Origin of the sequence: Streptosporangium sp. CA-115845 (assembly GCF_050943795.1) — a bacterium.
In the GTDB taxonomy this organism is placed as follows: domain Bacteria; phylum Actinomycetota; class Actinomycetes; order Streptosporangiales; family Streptosporangiaceae; genus Streptosporangium.
The window spans coordinates 1,208,175-1,228,276 of sequence record NZ_CP191988.1 but is presented as its reverse complement, the minus strand read 5'-3'; the positions used below and the strand labels follow the sequence as shown (position 1 = coordinate 1,228,276).

The window sequence follows — 20,102 nt, the reverse complement described above, 5'->3', positions numbered from 1 at the left end:
ACTCCATTCGGACGGGGACTCACGCCGCTGCAAGGGTATCGGCCTGTCCGCACGAACGATGCAAGGAGGTCAGGTGACACTGCCGGTCCAGGAACGGTCCGCCGAGAGCACCGGTCGAAGGGCCCTGTGGCTCGCGGTCACCGCGGTGGTGATGACGTTGGTGCTCCCCCTCGCGGGACTCGTCATGGCGATTTTCGCTCTTGTCACCTCAATCCGTGCGATCCCCGCGCTGCGTTCCGTCCCTAAGCCCATCGGCACCGCCGTGGCGGGCATCGTACTCTCCGCCGGGGCGCTGCTGGCGTCGGCCGGGGTGACCGCGATGCAGTTCTACTTCAGCGACGAGCTGGCCGCCTATACCGAGTGCGGTAAGGGGGCGGGCACCGTCTCGGCGCAGAACGAGTGCGTGGAGCGGCTTGAGCGGGCCATGGAGAAGAAGATGCCCTTCGTCCAGCCCGGCCAGCTGCAGTTCCCCTTCCCTCCCTGAGCGGGTCGCCTGGTCGGGTCACCTGATCGACATGCCTGGGACGAGGCGTCCGGGCAGGTGATCCGCGACAGCGCTCAGTCGCGGTCCCAGGCGTAGGGGTCGATGTAGATCACATGGCCGCCCTTGTCGTCGGTCTCGTCGACGATGTCGCGCCGGGGCGGGCGCGGCGGCTCGGGGCGGTGGGCCTTCGGCGAGCTCTCCGCGGCGGCCGAGGCGTGCTCGTCCTCCCAGTCGTCCCTGATGACCGGGATCGGCTGGGTGTCGCACTCCGTGGCGTCCAGCCAGTGACCGGGGAGCTTGCGGAGCTCCTCCGGCTCGGCGAAGCCGACCTTGCCTGCCACCGAGCCGGCGGCCTTGGCGATCTTGACTCCGGCCTTGCGGACCGGCGCGGTGGCCGTGCCGACCCTGGCCGCCGCCTTGGTGACCGCCGCGTTGTGCCCCCGGAAGATCAGCCACCAGTTGGCCAGCCCGGCGGCGATCCCCGCCGCGACACCCACCTCCAGCGTCACCGAGAGCGTCACCTCCCACCCCGCCGGTCCCACCGCGGACAGCCTCGCACCACCGAGCGGGCCACCGGAGAGCGCCGCCAGCAGACCCGCCACCGCCCCGGTCGCCAGCCCGCAGGCGAACCCCCACAGCGGTGCTCCCTCGTACGAGGGGGAGGGCGAGATCCGGACGACCAGGACGCCCGCCACCGCGCCGGCCAGGAAAGGCACCGCGATCACGACCATCACCCAGGCGGGGGTCGGGCCCGCCTCCGGCAGCGCGCCCAGGATCGGCAGGCTCGGCACCGTGCCCAGTTGCACGCCCGTCGGCGCGACCAGCGTGCCGGTGCCGACCGCGAATCCAGGTCCCGCGATGTAGGCCATGCCCCAGATGACGGCGTTGAGCAGGTAGAGCCCCTGGATCAGCAGGAGCAGCAGCCCGCCGACGAACCCCGGAGAAAGGATCCCGGACAGTTCCCCGACCTGCCCGAAGTTGACCGCGACGGCTCCGAGCACCATGACGGCGCCCGCCACGAGCATGATCATCAGTGCGGCGGACGTGCCGACCACCACCGAGCGCAGCCGCTCGGGCAGCAGGCGCAGCATCGATCGCCAGGGCCCGATCGTCCTGGCGACGGCCACGGAGCCCGCGATGAAGGCCAGCACCAGGTGGCTGACCAGCACTTCACCGAGGAAGGGCTGGGTGATCTCGTTCCTGGTGACCAGCGCGATGATCCCGGCCAGCAGCGCGTACGGCGCCGCCAGTGAGATGCCCGCCTGGGCGATCAGGATCAGCTGTGCCCTGCGGCGGGCGTTGGACACCTCCTTGGGAGTGTTCTTGGGCAGCCGGGCGGGCAGCCGGAGCCGCAGGTCCGCGTCCCTGGCCATCCAGATCCCGGCGCGGTACAGCAGGAAGGCGGGCAGGACCGTCAGTCCGAGCGGGAGCAGGCCCACCGAGCCGCCGGGGATCGCGAAGCCCGCGTGGTGCGCGGCCAGCCAGAGCTGCGAGGCGGTACGGAACACCGCGGGCAGACCGGAACCGAGTGCACCGCGCGGTGCGGCGATCCAGCCGACCAGGGTGAGCGTGGTGAGCACCGCCAGCCCCACGCCGAGCGTCCAGGCGGCCGCGAGCATCCCGGAGACGGGAAGCGGCCGGCGGACGTCGTCGTCGTCACCCGTGAGGCCGGGCAGGGGGATACGGCTGAGGACGTTGCGGGGAGCCGTCCGGAGCTGATCGAAGAGGGCCGTCACAGTAGTCGATGGTCTCAGGATCTTCGGCGCGGAAGAGACTTCCGCGCCCCGCGTGTCGCGAACGGCGTGACAGAAGCGGCCTGTGGTATTCCGGCGAAGCCGGTCCGGGACACCCCCGCACGCGGTCTCCCCCACATGGCGTGCGGGAGTGTCCCGCATACCGTGCGCGGTCCTCCCCGCCCCGGCCCGGATGCCACCGGTCCGGGACGGCCGACCGGACATCGGTGACGTCCGGGACGGCGAAGGGCGCCCGGCGGGATGCCGGGCGCCCTCGGTCGTACTCGGTGCGGCGGAACCCGCGCGCGGTGCCGGCGACGGGGACGCCGCCGGCTCGCGCGGCACCGTGCCGCGTTCACTCACCCGGGACCCACGTCCCGGCCCCCGCTAGAGGGACTCGATGACCTCGCGCATCAGGCGGGCGGTCTCGCTCGGGGTCTTGCCGACGCGGACGCCGACCTTCTCCAGTGCGTCCTTCTTGGCCTGGGCGGTGCCGGCCGAGCCGGACACGATCGCGCCCGCGTGGCCCATGGTCTTGCCCTCGGGAGCGGTGAAGCCCGCCACGTAGGCGACGACCGGCTTGGTGACGTGCTGCTCGATGTAGGCGGCCGCGCGCTCCTCGGCGTCGCCGCCGATCTCGCCGATCATCACGATCGCGTCGGTGCCCGGGTCGTCCTGGAAGGCCTGCAGCGCGTCGATGTGGGTGGTGCCGATGACCGGGTCGCCACCGATGCCCACCGCGGTGGAGAAGCCGATGTCACGCAGCTCGTACATGAGCTGGTAGGTCAGCGTGCCCGACTTCGAGACCAGGCCGATCCGGCCGGCGCTGGTGATGTCGGCCGGGATGATGCCCGCGTTGGAGGCGCCGGGCGAGGCGATGCCGGGGCAGTTCGGCCCGATGATGCGGGTCTTGCCGCCCTTGGCGGTCGCGTAGGCCCAGAACTCGGTGGTGTCGTGGATCGGGACACCCTCGGTGATGACCACGCAGAGCGGGATCTCGGCGTCGATGGCCTCCTTGACGGCGTCCTTGGTGAACGCCGGGGGCACGAAGACGACCGACACGTCGGCGCCGGTCTCCTTCATGGCCTCGGAGACGGTGCCGAAGACGGGCAGGCCCTCGTGGACGGTGCCGGCCTTGCGGGCGTTGACACCGCCGACGACGCGGGCACCGGAGGCGAGCATGCGGCGGGTGTGCTTGGTGCCCTCACCGCCGGTCATGCCCTGGACGATGATCTTGCTGTTCTCGGTCAGCCAGATGGCCATTACGCACCTACCGCGGCGAGCTCGGCGGCGCGCTTGGCCGCATCGTCCATGGTGTCCACCAGTTCGACGCCGGAAAGCTTGGCGTCGGAGAGAATCTGACGCCCGAGTTCGGCGTTGTTGCCGTCCAGCCGGACGACCAGCGGGCGGCTCACGGACTCGCCGCGGGACTCCAGCAGCTGGAAGGCCGAGACGATGCCGTTGGCGACCGCGTCACAGGCGGTGATGCCGCCGAAGACGTTGACGAAGATCGACTTCACCGCGGGGTCGGAGATGATGATCTCCAGACCGGCCGCCATCACCTCGGCCGAGGCACCGCCGCCGATGTCGAGGAAGTTGGCGGGCTTGGGCCGGCCGGGGAAGGCCTCGCCGGCGTAGGCGACGACGTCCAGGGTCGACATGACCAGACCCGCGCCGTTGCCGATGATGCCGACGGAGCCGTCGAGCTTGACGTAGTTGAGGTCCTTGGCCTTGGCCGCGGCCTCCAGCGGGTCCTCGGCGGCCTTGTCCTCAAGGGCCGCGTGGTCCGCCTGGCGGAAGGACGCGTTGTCGTCGAGGGTGACCTTGCCGTCGAGAGCCTTGACCTGACCGTCCGCGGACAGGATCATCGGGTTGACCTCGACGAGCGAGGCGTCCTCGTCGACGAAGGCGCACCAGAGCTTCTCGATGAGGTCGGCGGCGCCGTCGAGCGACGCCTCCGGCAGGCCGCCGGCCTGGGCGATCTCGCGGGCCCTGGCCCGGTCGACGCCGTCCAGGGGGGAGATCGGAACCTGCGCCACCTTCTCGGGGTTGGTGTGCGCGACCTCTTCGATCTCCATGCCGCCCGCGGCGGAGCAGATGGCGAGGAACGTACGGTTCGCGCGGTCGAGCAGGAAGGAGAAGTAGTACTCCTCCGCGATCGCGCTGGCCTCCTCGACCAGGACCTTGTGGACCGTGTGGCCCTTGATGTCCATGCCGAGGATGTCGGCGGCCTTGCTTGCGGCGTCGGCGGCGTCGTCAGCCACCTTCACGCCACCGGCCTTACCGCGGCCACCGGTCTTGACCTGGGCCTTGACGACAACACGGCCGGTCAGCTGCTCGGCTGCCGCCCGTGCCTCCTCCACGGTGTGCGCGACGATACCGCGCGGCACCGGGATGCCGTACTCCGCGAAGAGCTCCTTCGCCTGATGTTCGAACAGGTCCACGAGGGTCCGTCCTTGCTTGTCCGGCTGGTGTATAGATCTGAGTGGGCCGGCTCCACGGTCGAAGGGGGAGCGCGGCGGTTTTGCGCCAATGAAGCGTAGCCCGCCTCATGGCATGGCCAGGTAACCGGGTCCCAGATCGCGCATCCCGAATGTTGTTCGTGTCGCCATGACCGGACGTCGTCCGGCACCTGTCGCCAGACCGGTGTGGCATGACCGTCCGCGGAAAGACCCGCCGGCGAGAGGGGTCGCGGGCGCCCCGAACCTCGTCGGAACTCGTCAGACGGGCGAGGGGATCGCGCTCCGCACCCAGTCGACGATCTCCTGGGTGGTGGCACCCGGAGTGAAGATCCGCGCGACGCCCATCTCCTGGAGCGCGGGCATGTCGGCCTCGGGGATGATCCCGCCGCCGAACACCACGATGTCGCTCGCGTCGTTCTCCCTCAGCAGCTCCAGCACCCTGGCGAAGAGCGTCAGGTGCGCGCCGGACAGGATGGACAGCCCGATCGCCGCGGCGTCCTCCTGGATCGCGGTGCGCACCACCTGCTCCGGGGTCTGGTGCAGGCCCGTGTAGACGACCTCCATCCCGGCGTCCCGAAGCGCCCTCGCCACGATCTTCACCCCCCTGTCATGGCCGTCCAGCCCCGGCTTGGCGATGACGACGCGGATCCTCGGCACGGCGTCCATCCAGACCTCCTCCTCCGCGCTCTCCTCGCAGCGTAACCGGCCTCATCTCGCCGGAGCCTTCCCGCCACCGCGATTCTCAGCCCTTCGAATCCGCCGTCGCGGTCTCGCGAAGCCTTCGCGGGCCCGTACGGCTCAAACTCGCGCAATCCATGGACGCGAGTTGTTGGTGCGCGCCATAGCCCGCGGGCCGGGGGTTGGCTAGCTTGGCGGATCCTGACTCCTGGGGAGGAATCCGATGAGACGATGGGTCACTCTGCTCGCGGTCGTACTGGCCGGTTCGGTGCTGCCCATGTCGGCGGCGGAGGCGGTGGGAACGACGGGTGCCGCGGTCGCGGGGGTGGCACCGCCGCCGTCTCCGGTGACGAGGCTGAGGCAACAGTTCGGCGAGCACACGGGGCTGCGGATCTCCGACGTCGGGCGCGTCTATCGGGGCGGCAAGGCGGTGGTCACCATCTGGCGCAAGGGCCGGGTGGAGTTCGACGAGGCCGGGGTGTACGGCACGGACACGGTGGGACGGACCGAGCTGGGCAAAGGGGTCGTGAAGGAGCTGGAGCGGCAGCTCGGCCGGCAGCTCGGCTCGACCCGGGTGATCTGTTTCCCGAACGAGGCGTACCTCTCCGGGCCCGGCTACCAGACGTGGCTGCCCGAGGGGAAGACCTGGCTCGGGCTGATCGGCCCGGCGAACATCAAGCAGACCGCCGCCCTGCCGCAGATCGTTGACATCTTCGAGCCCGCCACCCTGGGCACGCTGCTGTCCCACACCGCCGTGCGCAGGAAGCTGCGCTCGGGCACGTTCCTGCAGGGCGCCGTGACGCTGCGCACGCTCTACCGGGCCTCCCCCTCGCTCCGTGACAGGCTGGCCGGGCCGCCCAAGGGCAGGAGCGCCGGGATCCCGGTCGGCTTCAGGCTCTGGCTGGACCGCTCGAACCTGGTCCGCAGGCTGAGCACCACCTGGCGGCAGCCGCTCAGCGGCAGTCCCGGAAGGTACACGACCACGGTGGTGGACACCCGCTACACCGGCTGGGGCTCGTCCGTCACCCTCGTTCCGCCGCCTCCCGAGGACACCGCCGACGCCGGCCGGGTCGGCGCCGATTTCCCCGAGCCGACGGTCCTGCCGATCGGCTGAATCGCGAAAAAACAAATCTGACGGTCCGTGATTGACCGGAAACCAAATACCCACACCGCCTTCCGGCGCCCGGGAAGACGGCTCTGCACGAAATATGCACGTTTAATTCAAGGCAATCCTCCAAATGCGCTACCCTTTCGTGATCTTGCATAGCGAGAGTGTGTCATCCCCTCCCCGACGGGGCGGAGGGGTCAGTCAGGAGGATTTTCCTTTGAAGCGATACATCGCCGGACTGGCGTGCGCCGCAACGGCCGTACTCGGCGCTCCGGTGCTGGCGTCGACCGCGCACGCACAGGCCGCCGATCCGATCACCGCGCTGAAGGGTCAGCTCAAAAACGGCCAGGGCGTCACCTATGTCGACACCATGAAGACCCAGGGTGTCCCCAAGAACACGATTGCCGGCCACCGCAAGGGTGAATTGCAGTTCAGCACCTCCGGGATCAGCGCGTCGGACCACACCACCGAGTTGCGCTTCGAGGAGGGTGCCCTGGAATTCAGCACCCGAGAGGAAGACGGCGACGCCACCGAGGAGCAGAAGAAACTCAGCAAGCTGTTCGCCGGGCTGGCCGAGCCGGAAAGAGTCGTCCGGGTCAATAAGAAGGCGTACCTCTCGGGTGGGGCCTTCGGCCAGTTTCTGCCGCAGGACAAGCCCTGGCTCGGGTACCCGGGGGACACGCTCGGCGTGACCGGCTCACTGGGCCAGCTCGTCAACGCCGCCGAGCCCTCGACCCTCAAGGCCCTCCTCGCGAACGCCACGGTCAAGAAGCCGGCCGCCTATGCCGGGAAGATCACTTTCGGTGAGCTACAGAAGGTCTCGCCGTGGTTCCGCGCGTCAGGGGATGGGAGGAAGCTCTCCGGCGAACAGGCCAAGGTCGCGATCAACTGGAAGCTGTTCCTGAACGCCGACCGGCTCCCCGCGAGACTGGCGACCTCGTACACGGAGTTCTCAAGTGGGCCGACCTGGACCGTCGATACCCGCTACACCAACTGGGGCTCGAAGGTCACGATCGACGCCCCGCCGGCCGACCAGGTCGCCACGACGAGGGAACTGCAGGCGGGCTTCGAGGCCGACACGCCCATCCCGCTGCTGACCGTCAAGTGATCCTGCCACGCTGATCACACCCGGCACCGGACGGCCGTGCCCGGCAGGCTGCACCTGCCGGGCACGGCCGCGCTTCGCCCACCGGGCGCCGGTTCCCCTCAGCCGCGCAGGGCCCGGGGATTCTTGATCCAATATTTCGGCATATAGGGAAGAATCTTCTTCCGCCTCCGCGACGACGCGAGGACACATACGGGAGGACCCCAATGAGGCGAACGATCGCCGCCCTGACCGGCGCCACCGTGGCGGCCCTGATGGTTCCCACGCTGGTGACCGTCGCCCCGGCGAGCGCCCAGACCGCTCAGACCACGAAGACCGCCCAGGCCGCGAAGCCCGACCCGGTCTCGGCGCTGAAGCGCCAGTTCAGAACCCACCGGGGCGTGAAGTTCACCGAGAACACGAAGATCGTCGGTGCGGGCAAGAAGCAGCGGACGATCTTCACCAGGCGCAACGGCGTGCTGGAGTTCGGCACGTCGGGTCTGGTCGCCTCGGATCTGACCACCACGTTCAACCTGCCCACCCAGGACGGCGAGTTCAAGGGCCTGTTCACCCCGTCGCGGACGATCTCGCTGAAGAACGTCTCCTACACCTCGGGCGGTTTCTTCGCCGACTCCATGCCCGAGGGCAAGAAGTGGCTGCGCGTCCCCGGCGGAGGACTGGTCCTGGTCAGCCCCGTCCAGCAGATCATCAGCACCGTCGAGCCGGGAACGCTGAAGGCGACCCTGGCCCACACCGGCGCCAGGCGCCCCGGCGGGACCTGGGACGGCACCCGGACCACCGTCCACTCGGGCACGATCACGCTGGGCGAGCTCTTCAAGGTCTCCCCCTCGGTACGCGCGATGCTGGGCACGAAGCCCACCGGCAGGTCCGCCACCCTCCCGGTGACCTGGAAGATCTACATCGGCTCCGACCAGCTGGTCCGCCGGATCGTGTCGTCGTACACCGAGTCCACCCAGGGCCTCAACAGCACCGAGCTGACCTACGTCAACGACACCCGCTACACCGGCTGGGGCACCAAGGTCACCGTCAAGGCACCGCCCGCCGACCAGGTGGCCGACTTCGACGAGCTCACCATCGGCGCCGACCAGCCCGAGGACCCCATCAGGGAACTCCTCACGAACTGATCCGGGACCAGAGCGTGGGAAGGGCCGCCGTGCCCTTCCCACGAGTCCGGGCCCCGCGGAACCGGCCACCGGAGACCTCAGAGTTTCTCCAGTTGTTTCGCGTACGCCAGCAGCAGGACCTTCTCCCCCACCCCGCCGCCGAAGTCGATCTTGGCCTTGGTCTTCTCAGCGACGCCGTCCACGGACACCACGGTGCCCAGGCCGAACTTGTCGTGGGTGACCCGGTCGCCGGGGGCCAGGTTGGGGATCTGCCTGCCCTCGGACTTCCTGACCGGGGTGGGGCGGGAGTCGCGGCGGGTGGCGGCGTTCCAGGCGCTCTTCTCCGGGTTGCCGCGCCACTCGACCAGATCGGCCGGGATCTCCGCGACGAACCGGGAGGCCGGGTTGAACGCGGGCGAACCCCAGGAACTGCGGACGGCGGCCCGGGAGACGTAGAGGCGCTGCTCGGCGCGGGTGATGCCGACGTAGGCCAGGCGGCGCTCCTCCTCCAGCTCCTTCGGCTCGCCGAGCGAGCGCATGTGCGGGAAGACCCCGTCCTCCATTCCGGTGAGGAACACCACGGGGAACTCAAGCCCCTTGGCGGTGTGCAGCGTCATCAGCGTCACCACGCCCTGGCCCCCGTCGGCCGCCGGGATCTGGTCGGCATCGGCGACCAGGGAGATCTGCTCCAGGAACTCCACCAGCGTGCCCTCGGGGTTGGCCTCCTCGAACTCGGAGGCGACCGAGATCATCTCGTCCAGGTTCTCCAGGCGGCTCTCGTCCTGCGGGTCGTTGGAGGCGGTGAGCTCCAGACGGTATCCGGTGCTCCCCAGCACCTCCTGGGCCAGCTGTGAGGGCGACAGGTCGTCGGCCTTCACCATCAGCTCGTCCATCAGATCGACGAACTCGGCGATGGCCTTGAGCGAGCGGGTGGCCATGCCCGGCGCGTCGTCCGCCCGGCGGAGCGCCTCCCAGTAGGGGATCCGCTCCCTGCTCGCGAACGCCTCGACCATCGCCTCGGCCCGCTCGCCGATGCCGCGCTTGGGCACGTTGAGGATGCGGCGCAGCGACACCACGTCGTTCGGGTTGGACAGGAAGCGCAGGTAGGCCAGCAGGTCGCGGACCTCCTTGCGCTCGTAGAAGCGCACCCCGCCCACCACCTTGTACGGCAGGCCGGTCCTGATGAAGATCTCCTCGAACACCCGGGAGGCGGCGTTGGTCCGGTAGAACACGGCGACCTGGCCGGGCACCACGTCCTCGTGGTCGGTGAGCCTGTCGACCTCCTGGGCGACGAACATCGCCTCGTCGTGCTCGTTGTCGGCGACATAGCCGATGATCTTCGCCCCGGCTCCCTGGTCGGACCAGAGGTTCTTGGGTTTGCGGCTCTCGTTGCGCGAGATCACCGCGTTGGCGGCGGACAGGATCGTCTGGGTGGAGCGGTAGTTCTGCTCCAGCAGGATCGTCCTGGCCTCCGGGTAGTCGCGCTCGAACTCCAGGATGTTGCGGATCGTCGCACCGCGGAAGGCGTAGATCGACTGGTCGGCGTCACCCACCACGCACAGCTCGGCCGGGGCGACACCCCCCTCCCTGACCAGGTCTCCGTCGGCGGTGCGCAGCTCGGGACGGCCCGCGAGCTCGCGGATCAGGGTGTACTGCGCGTGGTTGGTGTCCTGGTACTCGTCGACCATGATGTGACGCCAGCGGAGCCGGTAGTGCTCGGCCACGTCGGGAAAGATCTGGAACAGCGTCACCGTCAGCATGATGAGGTCGTCGAAGTCCATCGCTCCGGCCTCGGTGAGCTTCTGCTGGTAGTTGCGGTACGCCTCGGCGAGCTTGCGCTCCAGGTGGGTGGAGGCCTGGGCGGCCGCCGTCTCGTAGTCGATCAGCTCGTTCTTGAAGTTGCTGACCTGGGCGGAGAAGGACCTCGGCGGGTAACGCTTGGGATCGAGGTCCATCTCGCGGCAGACCATCGCCATCAGGCGCTGCGAGTCGGCCTGGTCGTAGATGGAGAAGCCCGAGGGGAAGCCCAGGCGCTTGGCCTCGCGGCGCAGGATCCGTACGCACGCGCTGTGGAAGGTCATCACCCACATCGCCGCCGAACGCGGGCCGATGAGCTTGTCGACCCGGTCCTTCATCTCCCGCGCGGCCTTGTTGGTGAAGGTGATCGCCAGGATCTCCTGCGGCTGCACACCCCGCTCGCCCAGCAGATAGGCGATGCGGTGGGTCAGCACCCGGGTCTTGCCGGAACCCGCGCCCGCGACGATGAGCAGGGGGCTGTCGTGGTGCACGACGGCCTCGCGCTGCTGAGGGTTGAGCCCGTCGAGCAACGGATGGGTCAGAGAGGAGGCTGGGATCGACACGTCCCCTAGGTTAGAACGACCGGCCGACAACCGGGTCCAACGGTCGTAAAGGAATGCGGGCGGACCCCGCCGCGGTTGTCACGATCGAACGTACGCGGAGAAGACGGAAGGGCGTTCCATGCTGTCCGAAGACGAGATCAGCCGCGTACTCGCGGTCACCGCACACCCCGACGACGTCGACTTCGCCGCCGCGGGCTCGATCGCGCGATTCACCGACCGGGGCGTCGAGGTGACGTACTGCGTGGTCACCGACGGCGACGCGGGTGGCTTCGACCGCGAGCTGGACAACGGCGGCATGGCCGAGCTCCGCCGCGCCGAGCAGTCCAACGCCGCCAAGGCCGTCGGCGTGACCGATGTGCGCTACCTCGGCCACCACGACGGGACGGTGGTGCAGAGCCTGGAGTTGCGGCGTGACATCGCCCGGGTCATCCGCCAGGTCAAGCCCGACCTGGTGATCACCCACAGCCCCGAGCGCAACCACCGGTTCATCGCCCCCAGCCACCCCGACCACCGCGCGGTCGGCGGCTGCACCCTCGACGCCGTCTATCCCGACGCGCGCAACCCCTACGCCTTCCCCTCGCTGCTGCTCGACGAGGGCCTTGAGGCGTGGACCGTCCGCGAGGTCTGGTTGAACGGCGGCCCGGTGGCCGACCACCACGTGGACATCACCGACACCTTCGACCGCAAGCTGGCCGCGCTGCGCGCCCACGTCAGCCAGGTCGGCCACCTGGAGGACTTCGAGAGTTTCCTGCGGGACCGCTTCTCCCAGCGAGCCGTGGAGGCGGGCTTCGGCGAGGGCCGTTACGTCGAGTCCTTCCAGCGGGTCCCCACCGCCTGACCTCGCATGAGGCCACCAGGACAGCGCGCCCCTTGAACACCGTCGACCTGTCGTTCGCCACCGCCGCCGTCGTCGTCCTGCTGGCCGTCGGGGCCGCCGCCGTCGCCTGGTCCGGCCACCTCGGGCACGCACCCGGGATACTCATGGCCTGCCTGCGCGCCGCCGTCCAGCTCGTCGCGGTCTCGCTCGTCATCGTGTGGGCGGTCGAGCGGGCGGCCGCGGTGGCGGTCTTCGTGCTGGTCATGTACGGGGTGGCGAGCCTGACCGCGGGGCGCAGGATCACCTCGGGCCGCGCCGCCGGGTGGGCCGCGGTGCCCATCGCGGCCGGGACCCTGCCGGTGCTGGCGCTGCTGTTCGGCGGCGGCATCGTCCCGCCGCAGGGCATCACGCTGATCCCGATCACGGGCATCCTGCTCGGCGGGTGCCTGACGGCCACGGCGCTCGCGGGACGGCGGGCCCTGGACGAGCTCGCCCACCGGCGGGGCGAGGTGGAGGCTGCGCTCTCCCTGGGCTTCTCGGACCGGGACGCGGCACTGGAGATCTGCCGGCCGCCCGCGGCGCAGGCCCTGGTGCCCGCGCTGGACCAGACGAGAACCGTGGGCCTGGTCACGCTGCCCGGCGCCTTCGTGGGGATGCTTCTGGGCGGGGCCGATCCGCTCCAGGCCGGAGTGGTACAGCTCGTCGTGCTGGTCGCGCTGCTGGCCGCGGAGGCAGTGGCCGTGGTCGTCACGATCGAACTCGCCGCCCGCGGCCGCTTCGACACCCACGAGCCGTCGCCCGGCTCGCGCACCCGTGAACCGGCGTGGAGACCGGGCAGGCGGAGGAAGTAGGAGCGGGTCAGCGGTTCGGGGCGGGAGCCTCCCGGGACGCGGGGTCCGGCGGGGCCAGGCGGGCGAACAGGTAGCCCAGGGAGTTGGTCGCGACGTGGAACATCGCGGGCGCGGCCAGGCCGCCCCGCCTGCGCAGCTCGGTGAAGAGCACCCCGGCGAGACCCGTCGCGACCGCGGAACCGGCCACGACGCGCGTCACCTGCCATCCGGGCGCGCCGGAGCCACGGCCGGCGGCCTCCCCGGAGGCCAGACGGCTCAGGGCGGGGTTGGCGGCCGTCATGTCCACGGCGGGGAGAACGTGCCAGAGGCCGAAGAGGACCGAGGAGACGGCGGTCGCCGCGCCGTGGCCGTGGGAGCGTGCGACGAGGGCGTGCACCACCCCGCGGAAGCCGACCTCCTCCAGCAGTACGGTGCCGACCGGCACCTGGATCAGTGCCTCCTCCAGCGCGCGGGCGCGGGAGAGCGACAGGGCGCGCTCGTCGCGGAAGAAACGACGGGTGGCCGGGACCGCCACGCCCGCGGCGTAGGCTCCCGCCACGGCGGCGGCGAGCGCGCCACCGATCCGCAGGCCCCGCGCGCGCCGGTGGAATCCCAGCTCGGACCAGGAGATCCCGGCACGGCGGGCCAGGACGAGCAGCGCACCGGTGGCCACGGCCGAGGTCAGCGGTGCCAGCCTCGGCGCCAGGCGGTTGTTGAGCACGTTGGCCCCCACCAGCACCGCCACCGCCCCCGCCGACGCCCCCGGGGGAAGCTCGGCACCGGTGTCCCGCGTCGGCTTCCGCTCCACCCCTGCAGCCCCCTCGGACCTCGGTTCCGCCCCCCGCGTGCCGGGGACGGCGTTCTTCCGCCCGAGCCCGTGGAGATCCCGTTCGAATCCGGTTCGAGGCTACGCGACCGGGGCCGGATCCGTGGCGGCCTGGCGCCAGCCGGCCGGGAAGCGCAGGCCGCGGCGTTCCTTCACGGTCAGGCCGCCCCAGATCCCCTCGGGCTCGGCCGCCCGGACCGCGTACGCCCGGCACTCCTTGAGGACCGGGCACCGCTCGCAGACCGCCTTCGCCCGCGCCTCGTGCTCGGCCGACTGGGTCAGCGGAAAGAACAGCTCGGGATCGCTGGTGCGGCAGGCACCTCGCACGGCCCAGCCGTTCTCCTCGACCATTGCCCGCACGTCATCACCCCCTGATGGCTCGGCCCTCAGACTAGGTGGATCGCGGCGTCGGGACATCAACCTCTCGGCGGATTCACGCGTACTCATCTCGACGGATCGGGGAGAACCCTCCTTCCTGGATCGAGGCCCGAGTTCGCCGCGCCCTTGGAGGGCGGTGCGATCAGAGGGTCGGCCAGTTGTGGACCGGCTCGTTGGTGTGCATGTTCGCCATGTACCGCAGGGTCATCCGGCGCAGTGCCTCGTGTCTTTCGAGGTCGCCGAGCGCGTTCACCGCGTCGATCTGCCAGCTCGCCCCGTTCCTGCCCGTCAGGCAGCGCCGCTCGACGATCCCCAGCAGCCGGTCCCTGACCGCGGGGGCCACGCCCCACAGGTCGAGCCCCTCGTGGGCCAGCGGCAGCAGGCGGCGCAGGATCAGCTCCGAGGCGGGCACCTCGCCGAGTCCCGGCCAGAAGAGCCTGGCGTCCAGGCCGTGCCGGGCGGCGGCGTGCAGGTTGTCCCTGGCCGCGGCGAACGACATGCGCGTCCACACCGGGCGTTCGGCGTAGGGCAGGACTCCCATGAGCCCGTAGTAGAACACCGCGTTGGCGACGATGTCGGCCACCGAGGGGCCCGCGGGCAGCACCCGGTTCTCCACCCGCAGGTGCGGGATGCCGTCCACCACCGCGTAGACCGGCCGGTTCCACCGGTAGACGGTGCCGTTGTGCAGGGTCAGCTCGCCGAGCTGGGGGGTGATCCCGCGCGTCAGCTCCTCGCGCGGGTCGGCCTCGTCGCACAGGGGCAGCAGCGCGGGGAAGTAGCGGGTGTTCTCCTCGAAGAGATCGAAGACCGAGGTGATCCACCGCTCGCCGAACCACACCCTGGGCCGCACCCCCTGGATCTTCAGCTCCACCGGACGGGTGTCGGTGGCCTGCTCGAACAGCGGGATCCTGGTCTCCTGCCAGAGCCTGCGGCCGAACAGGAACGGCGAGTTGGCCGCCATGGCCACCTGCGGGCCCGCGATGGCCTGGGCGGCGTTCCAGTTGGCGGCGAACGTCTCCGGGCTGACCTGGAGATGGAGCTGGAGGCTCGTGCAGGCAGCCTCGGGGGTGATGCTGTCGGCGTAGGTCTCGAGGAGATCCTCCCCCTCGATCGACAGGTGCATGTCCTCGCCCCTGGCCGCGAAGATCTGCTCGTTGAGCAGTTTGTAGCGGGGGTTGGCCGACAGGGTGCCCTCGTGGACGTCGCTCTCCCGCAGCGTGGGCAGGATGCCGACCATCATCATGTGCCCGCCGACGGTGCGGGCCCGCGCCTCGGCGTGGTTGAGGCGATCCCTGATCACCTTCTCCAGCCGGACCGCGCCCTCCTGCTCCAGGGACTCGGGCAGGACGTTGATCTCCACGTTGAACTGGCCGAGCTCGGTGGCCCAGTCGGGCTGGGCGACGGCCTCCAGCACCTCGGCGTTCTTCATGGCGACCTCGCCACGGTCGTCCACGAGGTTGAGCTCGATCTCCAGCCCGGCCCTGGGCCGGTCGAACTCGAACCTGGACTCGTGGAGCATCTGCGCGAGGACGTCAAGGCACCGGCGGACCTTGTCCCGGTAGCGCCGCCGGTCCTCGCGACTGAACACCATCGCAGGTACGTCGCGTCCCATACTTCGCAGAGTCGCACATAAGTCACTGCTCGTACAGGAGTAGCCGGTCCACCGGCCGGCCGGTCAGACCAGGCGCCGTGCCGTGGCCCAGCGGGAGAGCTCGTGACGGTTGGAGAGCTGGAGCTTGCGCAGCACCGACGAGACATGGGTCTCCACGGTCTTCACCGAGATGAACAGCTCCTTGGCGATCTCCTTGTAGGCGTACCCCCTGGCGATCAACCGCAGCACCTCGCGCTCGCGCTGGGTCAGCGAGTCGAGCTCGGGGTCGATCGGCGGGGCCTCACTGGAGGCGAACGCGTCCAGCACGAACCCGGCCAGCCTCGGAGAGAAGACCGCGTCCCCGTCGGCCACCCTGCGGATGGCGTCGGTGAGCTCGCGCCCGCTGATGTTCTTGGTCACATAGCCCCGGGCACCGCCCCGGATCACACCGATGACGTCCTCGGCGGCGTCGGAGACCGACAGGGCGAGGAAGCGGACCGTGGAGCCCCCGCCGAGGACCCGGCGCAGCACCTCCTGGCCACCGCCACCGGGCATGTGCACGTCGAGGAGGACCACGTCGGGCCCCAGTTCGGCGATCGCCCTGACCGCGGACTCCACGTCCTCGGCCTCCCCGACCACCTCGATGGAGTCGCCCAGCTCGGCCCGGACGCCGGAGCGGAACAGCCGGTGGTCGTCGACGATCAGGACCTTCACCGCGCTCATCGGACCCCTCCCGCCGGTCGCGCCCGTCCGCCGTCGCACCGCGCGGCCCGGCCGGTGGCTCGCTCTGTCGTGGCTCGCTCGCTACTCACACCTTCTCCAGCTTCATGGTCAACATCACTTCCGTGCCCTCGCCGGGCTCGGTCCGCACCCGGGCGCCGCCCCCGTGGCGCTCCATCCTGCCGACGATCGACTGGCGGATACCCATACGATCCTCGGGCACGTCCTCCATGTCGAACCCGACCCCTCGATCCCTGACGAAGATGGTGACCTCCTCCGGCTCAGCCTCGGCGTAGACGGAGATGACCTCGGAGCCGGAGTATTTCGCGGCGTTGACCATGGCCTGCCTCGCGGCCTGCACCATCGCGGACAGCTCGGGGGTCAGCGGGCAGTCGCCCACGCAGACGATCTCGATCGGCACCCCGTGCGCGTCCTCCTCCTCGGCCGCCACCCGCCGCACGGCCGCGGCCACCGACGCGTCGGCGTCCTGCTGGGGCTGGTAGAGCCAGTTGCGCAGCTCCCGCTCCTGGGAGCGGGCGAGCCTCATCACCTCGCGCGAATCGGAGGCGTTGCGCTGGATGAGGGTCAGCGTGTGCAGCACCGAGTCGTGGACGTGGGCGGCCACCTCGGCGCGTTCCTCCTGCCGGATGCGCTCGCGGCGCTCGCGCTGCAACTCCTTCCACAGGGCCGCCAGCCAGGGGGCCACGATCAGCGCGACACCGCCCACGACCACCAGGGTGAACATGATGCCGGAACGGGCCTCGAACAGCTCGTCGTTGGCCACCAGGAAGCCGATCGCGCCGACCACGACGAGCACCAGCCCGGCGACGGTGCGGACCCGGTTCTGGCGGACCTGTCCGACGGTGGTGGTCATCCAGCGCTGCCGCCGGTCCGGATCCGCCTGCTGCCACAGGATCAGCGAGCCGATGCCGCCCACCGCGATCGGCCAGGCCCCGATCCCGGCCCCCGAGGTTCCGGTGAGCCAGCCCAGGGCCAGCAGCGCCAGCCCGATCGCGGTGTACGCGGCGAGCTGGCTCCAGTCCCTGGCGGGTTCCCTGCCCTCGTACGGCTCGCGCGGGGTGAACATCCACAGGGCGGCGTACGCCACGGCTCCGAACCCGTTCAGGACGGTGAGCAGCACGAAGGCCAGCCGCAGCACGACCGGGTCGAGCCGGAGCTGGGCGGCGGCCCCCTGGGCCACCCCGGCCACCAGCCGCCCCTCCGCAGGCCTCATCAGCCGAGGGAAAGGCGCGTCTTCGGAGGTCACGGGCGCCGTGTCATGAATTGTCGTTCGGTCAGCCATATCGTCAGCATCGTCACACGAACCACCATGCCGGCGCATCAGGCGTTCCCCTGAAGCGACCCTGAGAGAGGCGTTTCCCCTCCGGGACGACTCAGGGGTGTCCCGGATGCGGCACGGGCCGAGGAAAGGCCACGATAAGTACATGAACGATACCGATCCGGCGAGCGCCACGTCCGGCTCGCCGCCCGGCTTCCCCACGGAGGATCGCGGTCTGCGGCGCAGCGACGAGGGCCGCATGCTGACCGGCGTCTGCGCGGGCCTGGGGCGGTACGCCGGGGTCGACCCAGTGCTGTTGCGGGTGGGTTTCGCGGTGCTGGTGCTCGGCTCGGGGATCGGCATCATGCTCTACGTCGCGGCGTTCCTGCTGATGCGTGAGACCAACGGCGGTCCCGGCTACGTGGAGCAGTGGAGCCGGCGCGACTTCGACAGCGAGACGGTCCTGACCCTGCTGGCCGGCCTGTTCGCCCTCGGGCTCATCGTCAACGTCTCCTCGGACGGCATCGGCATCGGCACGGTCGTGGTCGGTACGGTGTTCGCCATCGTCCTGCTCGCCGCCCACTCCCGCGGGGTGGACCTGCTGGCCACCGCCAGGTCACTGCCCGACCGGCTGCGCAGGCGCCGGGCGCCGCACCCGGCCGATCAGTGGCCGAACCCGTTCGCCCACGGACCGGGCGGCGGCGACGGCCGGCGTCCCGTCGGGGAGCAGGATCCGGCCGCCCGCGCCGCCGCGCCGCCGGCCTCGGGCCCCGCGGCGTACGCCACCCGTCCGGGTGGTGAGACGGTCACGGAGCGGTACGCGCCCGCCTCGGGAGCTGAGACGGGGGCCGGACCGTGGTCCACGGCGGAGCGGCCGCCCCCGGCCCCCGTCTCGGAGACCCGGACCGAGCCCACCCCGGACACGCCCTCCGCCCCCGAGACCTTCGCCGGGCCTGCCCCGGGTTCACCGCCCCGCCCCGCCCCGCCCCCCGGAGACGTCCCACCGGAGCCGTACCGCCCCGCCAGGCCGTCGTTCGACTCCTCCGGTGCGCCTTTCTCGCCGTACGGCCCCTACCAGCCGCTGGACCCCCGGAAGCGGCAGCAACCGTACTCCCCCTACGCCCCTTACCCGCCGTCCGGGTACGGCGCGACGGTGACAGCGCCGCCCAGGCCGCGGCGGCCCAGATCGTTCGTCGGGGGCGTCACCATCTTCCTGGCCATGATCGTTGGAGGGATCATCGTGGCGATCCAGTCCGCTTCAGGACCGGTCAACATGACGGTCGCGGGCGGTGCGGCGCTTGTCGTCATCGGCGCCGGCCTGCTGGCCGCCGCCTGGTTCGGCCGGGGAGCCGGGCTGGTCGCGACCGGCACCATCCTGTCGCTCGCCCTGGTCGCGGGGCCCATGCTGGGCGGCATGCCGAAGAAGTTCGGCGACTATCGCTGGCAGCCCACCACCCTGTCCGAGATGGCCCGCAGCTACTCGGTGGGGGTGGGCGAGGGAGTGCTGGACCTGAGCGAGCTGGCCCTGCCGCCGGGTTCGCGGACCGTCGTGGACGTCTCGGTCTCGGTCGGCGAGGTCAGCGTGATCCTGCCGGCGACGGCCAGGGTCGAGGTGCGGGGCCATACCAGGTTCGGCGACGTCAAGATCGACCACACGGTGGAGGGGGGTGCCGACATCCGGCACGACAGAATCCTGGAGCCCGAGGTGACCCCCAAGGGTGACGTGGCGACCATCGTGCTGACCATCAAGGCCGGCATCGGGGATGTGGAGGTGCGCCGTGCTGCCTGAGCACGACCGGCCCGAACAGCGGCCCGGGTCCCGGCGCGTACACCGCACCGACTGGATGGCCCTGCTCAGCGGCATGCTGTTCATCGCGATCGGGATCGTCTTCATCAGCAGACCGGCCGTCCAGCCGCTGGTCATGCTCACGGTCCTGGTGAGCGGCCTGGGCGTGGCGGGCATGGTCGCCATCCTGGCCAAGGTCACCCGGAGCTAGGGCCGTCCGGGCGTCACAGCAACAGTTCATATCGGGCATTAGGCTCGGAGCATGTCGGCCCTGGAGTTCGTCAGCACCGTTCGCGCGACGCGAACCGGTCTGACGGACCTGCTCTCCGACGTGCAGGGCATGACCGCGTGGGGCCGGGCGCACGCCGCCGAGCTGGGGATCGCCCCGGATTTCACCGCCTCTGAGGAACTGCGGAGCGAAGTGGTCGAGCTGCGGCAGGCCGTACGGGCGCTCTTCGCCAGGGCCGTGGCACCGGGCGCCGCGAGCGACGCGGACGCGCACCGGCTCCCGGACTTCGCCGAGTCCCTCGACCTGGTCAACGCCGCGGCACTGGCCGTGCCTTCGGCCCCGCGACTGGAGTGGCCCGCCGGACAGGCGCCCCGGGCGCGGACGGTCCCGGGCGTCGGGGCCACGGAGTCCGAACGGATCCGGGCCGCCCTCGCGACGTCGGCGATCGAACTGCTGGCCGGCCCCCGGCGCGAGCGGATCCGCGTCTGCCCCGCCCCCCGCTGCGTGCTCTATTTCATCAAGGAGCACGCCCGGCAGGAGTGGTGCTCGCTCGGCTGCGGCAACCGGGCCCGAGCCGCCCGCCACTACCGCCAGCGCCGGAACGGCTGACCCC

At 70.6% G+C, this 20,102-nt stretch carries 19 protein-coding genes; 9 read left to right on the top strand and 10 right to left on the bottom strand.

The window, feature by feature from the left end; genetic code table 11:
* The first annotated feature begins 73 nt into the window (after nt 1–73).
* A complete protein-coding gene (locus ACQP0P_RS07970; protein ID WP_433372941.1) occupies nt 74–484 on the top strand; it encodes a hypothetical protein in 411 nt (136 codons plus the stop codon).
* A gap of 74 nt (nt 485–558) precedes the next feature.
* Here the strand turns inward: ACQP0P_RS07970 and ACQP0P_RS07965 are convergent, their stop codons facing one another.
* The 4 genes from ACQP0P_RS07965 to ACQP0P_RS07950 all read right to left on the bottom strand — a co-directional run bounded on the left by ACQP0P_RS07965 (nt 559) and on the right by ACQP0P_RS07950 (nt 5,345).
* Entirely contained in the window at nt 559–2,220 is a 1,662-nt protein-coding gene (locus tag ACQP0P_RS07965; protein ID WP_433372939.1) for a cell division protein PerM, read from the bottom strand.
* 384 nt (nt 2,221–2,604) lie between these two features.
* Nucleotides 2,605–3,480, bottom strand: coding sequence for a succinate--CoA ligase subunit alpha (gene sucD, locus ACQP0P_RS07960; RefSeq protein ID WP_433372936.1), 876 nt, complete (start codon nt 3,478–3,480; stop codon nt 2,605–2,607).
* Nucleotides 3,480–4,661 carry an ADP-forming succinate--CoA ligase subunit beta gene (gene sucC, locus ACQP0P_RS07955; protein WP_433372933.1) on the bottom strand — a complete coding sequence of 394 codons (1,182 nt, stop codon included), beginning with the start codon at nt 4,659–4,661 and terminating at the stop codon, nt 3,480–3,482. Before sucC ends, sucD begins: the two co-directional genes overlap by 1 nt.
* Before the next feature lie 276 nt (nt 4,662–4,937).
* Nucleotides 4,938–5,345, bottom strand: coding sequence for a cobalamin B12-binding domain-containing protein (locus tag ACQP0P_RS07950; protein ID WP_433372931.1), 408 nt, complete (start codon nt 5,343–5,345; stop codon nt 4,938–4,940).
* A 235-nt stretch (nt 5,346–5,580) separates the two neighbouring features.
* Here ACQP0P_RS07950 and ACQP0P_RS07945 point away from each other — a divergent pair, with 235 nt between their 5' ends.
* From ACQP0P_RS07945 to ACQP0P_RS07935, 3 genes are all read left to right on the top strand, one after another.
* Nucleotides 5,581–6,471, top strand: a complete 891-nt coding sequence (locus ACQP0P_RS07945; RefSeq protein ID WP_433372930.1) for a hypothetical protein — start codon at nt 5,581–5,583, stop codon at nt 6,469–6,471.
* Between the two features lie 211 nt (nt 6,472–6,682).
* The gene (locus ACQP0P_RS07940) at nt 6,683–7,573 is read left to right on the top strand and encodes a hypothetical protein (RefSeq protein WP_433372927.1); all 891 of its coding nucleotides are present in this window, start codon (nt 6,683–6,685) and stop codon (nt 7,571–7,573) included.
* A gap of 203 nt (nt 7,574–7,776) precedes the next feature.
* On the top strand, nt 7,777–8,694 hold the full coding sequence (locus tag ACQP0P_RS07935) for a hypothetical protein (RefSeq protein WP_433372925.1): 918 nt from the start codon (nt 7,777–7,779) through the stop codon (nt 8,692–8,694).
* 77 nt (nt 8,695–8,771) lie between these two features.
* Here the strand turns inward: ACQP0P_RS07935 and pcrA are convergent, their stop codons facing one another.
* Nucleotides 8,772–11,027 (bottom strand): DNA helicase PcrA, encoded by a 2,256-nt coding sequence (gene pcrA, locus ACQP0P_RS07930; RefSeq protein WP_433381743.1) that lies wholly within the window; start codon nt 11,025–11,027, stop codon nt 8,772–8,774.
* A gap of 124 nt (nt 11,028–11,151) precedes the next feature.
* Between pcrA and ACQP0P_RS07925 the strand changes: the two genes are divergently transcribed.
* Both ACQP0P_RS07925 and ACQP0P_RS07920 read left to right on the top strand, forming a co-directional pair.
* On the top strand, nt 11,152–11,871 hold the full coding sequence (locus tag ACQP0P_RS07925) for a PIG-L deacetylase family protein (RefSeq protein ID WP_433372923.1): 720 nt from the start codon (nt 11,152–11,154) through the stop codon (nt 11,869–11,871).
* A 32-nt stretch (nt 11,872–11,903) separates the two neighbouring features.
* A complete protein-coding gene (locus ACQP0P_RS07920; RefSeq protein WP_433372920.1) occupies nt 11,904–12,701 on the top strand; it encodes an ABC transporter permease in 798 nt (265 codons plus the stop codon).
* A gap of 7 nt (nt 12,702–12,708) precedes the next feature.
* On the opposite strand, the gene ACQP0P_RS07915 is transcribed toward ACQP0P_RS07920, so the two are convergent.
* The 5 genes from ACQP0P_RS07915 to ACQP0P_RS07895 form a co-directional block, all read right to left on the bottom strand.
* On the bottom strand, nt 12,709–13,488 hold the full coding sequence (locus ACQP0P_RS07915) for a lysostaphin resistance A-like protein (protein WP_433372917.1): 780 nt from the start codon (nt 13,486–13,488) through the stop codon (nt 12,709–12,711).
* 99 nt (nt 13,489–13,587) lie between these two features.
* Nucleotides 13,588–13,857 carry a WhiB family transcriptional regulator gene (locus tag ACQP0P_RS07910; RefSeq protein WP_433381740.1) on the bottom strand — a complete coding sequence of 90 codons (270 nt, stop codon included), beginning with the start codon at nt 13,855–13,857 and terminating at the stop codon, nt 13,588–13,590.
* A 169-nt stretch (nt 13,858–14,026) separates the two neighbouring features.
* A complete protein-coding gene (locus tag ACQP0P_RS07905; protein ID WP_433372914.1) occupies nt 14,027–15,496 on the bottom strand; it encodes a glutamate--cysteine ligase in 1,470 nt (489 codons plus the stop codon).
* A gap of 63 nt (nt 15,497–15,559) precedes the next feature.
* A complete protein-coding gene (locus tag ACQP0P_RS07900; RefSeq protein ID WP_433372911.1) occupies nt 15,560–16,198 on the bottom strand; it encodes a response regulator in 639 nt (212 codons plus the stop codon).
* A gap of 85 nt (nt 16,199–16,283) precedes the next feature.
* A complete protein-coding gene (locus tag ACQP0P_RS07895) occupies nt 16,284–17,498 on the bottom strand; it encodes an ATP-binding protein (RefSeq protein ID WP_433372909.1) in 1,215 nt (404 codons plus the stop codon).
* 142 nt (nt 17,499–17,640) lie between these two features.
* Here ACQP0P_RS07895 and ACQP0P_RS07890 point away from each other — a divergent pair, with 142 nt between their 5' ends.
* Genes ACQP0P_RS07890 through ACQP0P_RS07880 form a run of 3 tightly spaced genes read left to right on the top strand, consistent with a single transcriptional unit; the run spans nt 17,641 to nt 20,098 of the window.
* Entirely contained in the window at nt 17,641–19,263 is a 1,623-nt protein-coding gene (locus ACQP0P_RS07890) for a PspC domain-containing protein (protein ID WP_433372906.1), read from the top strand.
* On the top strand, nt 19,253–19,471 hold the full coding sequence (locus ACQP0P_RS07885; protein WP_433372903.1) for a hypothetical protein: 219 nt from the start codon (nt 19,253–19,255) through the stop codon (nt 19,469–19,471). The genes ACQP0P_RS07890 and ACQP0P_RS07885 overlap by 11 nt, the downstream gene beginning before the upstream one ends.
* Nucleotides 19,472–19,522: 51 nt before the next feature.
* On the top strand, nt 19,523–20,098 hold the full coding sequence (locus ACQP0P_RS07880) for a CGNR zinc finger domain-containing protein (protein WP_433372900.1): 576 nt from the start codon (nt 19,523–19,525) through the stop codon (nt 20,096–20,098).
* Nucleotides 20,099–20,102: the final 4 nt, after the last annotated feature.

Bases quoted from the DNA above. Each gene is read 5' to 3' on its own strand.
- ACQP0P_RS07910 (WP_433381740.1), bottom strand. From the start codon at position 13,857: ATGGTCGAGGAGAACGGCTGGGCCGTGCGAGGTGCCTGCCGCACCAGC.
- ACQP0P_RS07935 (WP_433372925.1), top strand. From the start codon at position 7,777: ATGAGGCGAACGATCGCCGCCCTGACCGGCGCCACCGTGGCGGCCCTG.
- ACQP0P_RS07890 (WP_433372906.1), top strand. From the start codon at position 17,641: ATGAACGATACCGATCCGGCGAGCGCCACGTCCGGCTCGCCGCCCGGC.
- ACQP0P_RS07880 (WP_433372900.1), top strand. From the start codon at position 19,523: ATGTCGGCCCTGGAGTTCGTCAGCACCGTTCGCGCGACGCGAACCGGT.
- ACQP0P_RS07945 (WP_433372930.1), top strand. From the start codon at position 5,581: ATGAGACGATGGGTCACTCTGCTCGCGGTCGTACTGGCCGGTTCGGTG.
- sucD (WP_433372936.1), bottom strand. From the start codon at position 3,480: ATGGCCATCTGGCTGACCGAGAACAGCAAGATCATCGTCCAGGGCATG.
- ACQP0P_RS07925 (WP_433372923.1), top strand. From the start codon at position 11,152: ATGCTGTCCGAAGACGAGATCAGCCGCGTACTCGCGGTCACCGCACAC.
- ACQP0P_RS07900 (WP_433372911.1), bottom strand. From the start codon at position 16,198: ATGAGCGCGGTGAAGGTCCTGATCGTCGACGACCACCGGCTGTTCCGC.
- ACQP0P_RS07950 (WP_433372931.1), bottom strand. From the start codon at position 5,345: ATGGACGCCGTGCCGAGGATCCGCGTCGTCATCGCCAAGCCGGGGCTG.
- ACQP0P_RS07895 (WP_433372909.1), bottom strand. From the start codon at position 17,498: ATGGCTGACCGAACGACAATTCATGACACGGCGCCCGTGACCTCCGAA.
- ACQP0P_RS07905 (WP_433372914.1), bottom strand. From the start codon at position 15,496: ATGGGACGCGACGTACCTGCGATGGTGTTCAGTCGCGAGGACCGGCGG.